At 67.1% G+C, this 1,996-nt stretch carries 1 protein-coding gene; it reads right to left on the minus strand.

What is annotated here, in order from left to right:
* Positions 1-159: 159 nt before the first annotated feature.
* A complete protein-coding gene (locus ACJOT3_RS34300) occupies positions 160-1,413 on the minus strand; it encodes an ABC transporter substrate-binding protein (protein WP_406977293.1) in 1,254 nt (417 codons plus the stop codon).
* Between the last annotated feature and the right edge of the window lie 583 nt (positions 1,414-1,996).

Raw genomic sequence — 1,996 nt, forward strand, 5'->3', positions numbered from 1 at the left:
CCCCACCCAGTGAACCGCGCCGGTGAACCACACAACCCCAACCACAACAAAGCGCCCCGGGCCGTGGGGGCCCGGGGCGCTTGGGGGGTGATGGGTGGCGCGGCGGTACTACTTACCAGTTACCAACTACCAACTCAATTACCCGTCACTCACTACCCACTACTCGTTGACCGAGTACTCCTCGAACCCGAGGGTCTCGTACCCGTCCTCCCCGAAGTGGAAGATCTGGAAGGTCGCCGAGGTCGGGTCACCGTTCTCATCGAAGTCGATGTTCCCGCTGACACCCTGGTAGTTGATCTCCTCGCCGTCCGCGATCAGGTCACGGCACTCCGCGAAGGAGGTGCACTCGGTGCCCTCCGGGGCGCTGACGTTGCCCAGCTCGGCGACGTAGTCCGCCGGGACGACGCTGCCGGCGGCCTCGGCGGCCAGAGCGATCACGGTGACGCAGTCGAAGACCTGCGGGCCGAACTGGAAGGTCTCCAGGTCCGGGGCGAACTCGGCCAGGCCGTCGTTGAACGGCTGGTTGTCGGCGCCGGGCGCGACACCGGTGATGCCGGTGACGATCTCGGGGTCGCTCTCGTTGACGGAGGTGCCCAGCTCGGGGCTGTTGAGACCGTCGGTGATGTAGAGCTGGTCGCCCTCGGTGCCGGTCTCCAGGAGCTCGGCGATGACCTGGGCGCCCTCCTCGAAGGAGATCAGGGCGATCGCGTCGGCGTCGGAGTCGGAGACGGCGCCGACCACGGAGGCGAAGGTGGTGGTGTCGGGGTCGTAGGACTCGCTGGCCACGACCTCGGCGCCGAGGTTCTCCAGCTCGGCCTGCAGGCCCTGGCCGTAGCCCTCCCCGTAGTCGTCGGCGCGGTAGACGATGGCGACGCTCTGGTTGCCGTCGTTGACGATCTGGCGGGCCATGACCGGGCCGGAGAGCAGGTCGCTGGGGGCGGTACGGAAGTAGTAGCCGCCGTCGTCGATGTTGGTGAGGTCCGGTGCGGTGTTGGAGCCGGAGCACTGGACGATCTGCGAACCGGTGATGGTGTCGTAGCTCGCCTGGGTCATGCCGGAGGCGGCCGCGCCGATGACGGCGTGGACGCCGTCGGACACGAGCGAGTTGGCGGCCTCGTTGGCCTGGGCGGCGTCGCCGGCCTCGTCACCCTGGATGGGGTCGGGGATCTCGGTGCCGAGGATGCCGCCGGCGGCGTTGATCTCCTGGATGGCGTACTCGGCGCCGGCCAGCTGGGGCGGGCCGAGGAACGCGAGGCTACCGGTCTGGGGGTAGAGGATGCCGAACTGGAAGGCGTCGCCGCTGCCGGCGCCGTCGCCGCCGTCGCCATTACCGCCGCCGTCGCCACACGCGGTCAGCCCCAGTACCAGGGCCGCGGTTGCGGCAGTGAGGCCTAGGACCTTCTTGCTTGCCATGATGTGGTCACTCCGTTCAACCGGCGAGCACGCGCTGCATGGTGCAGCCGTGCCGGATGGTGCTCTTGCGCCCTGATGCCCGCGATGTGTGGCATGACTTAATCGGGAGCGTTAGCGGAGCTTAATCACGGAAGTTCGTTGTTCGAAAGCGCGAAATGCGCGTTGGTGCCGACTCGCTGTCAGGCTGTTATGGCTCTGTAGTCATCTCTGGCATCCGAGGCCCGCGACCTGGACGGTAGCTCCGTCTGTGTGGGCGCGGGGTGACAAAGTGTCGTGACCGTGCATATGCAGGGGCCCGACCGTCGAACTTCGGCGATCGGGCCCCTGTGCGGTTACAGGCCGACTTCACTGTGTTGTGAAGGTGGCCTGTTTCCGGTTGGTCGTCAATGGTCAAACCATTCAAACCGTTTTTGTTCAGCCGACCCTCCGGTCACCCGACCCCCGGCCACCCACCCACCCCTCCACCCCTCCACCCCTCCACTCCTCCACCCCTCCACTCCTCCACCCCTCCACTCCTCCACCCCTCCACTCCTCCACCCCTCCACTCCTCCACCCCTCCACTCCTCCACCCCTCCACTCCTCC

The organism is Nocardiopsis protaetiae (assembly GCF_045446735.1).
In the GTDB taxonomy this organism is placed as follows: Bacteria; Actinomycetota; Actinomycetes; order Streptosporangiales; family Streptosporangiaceae; genus Nocardiopsis; species Nocardiopsis protaetiae.

Bases quoted from the DNA above. Each gene is read 5' to 3' on its own strand.
- ACJOT3_RS34300 (WP_406977293.1), bottom strand. From the start codon at position 1,413: ATGGCAAGCAAGAAGGTCCTAGGCCTCACTGCCGCAACCGCGGCCCTG.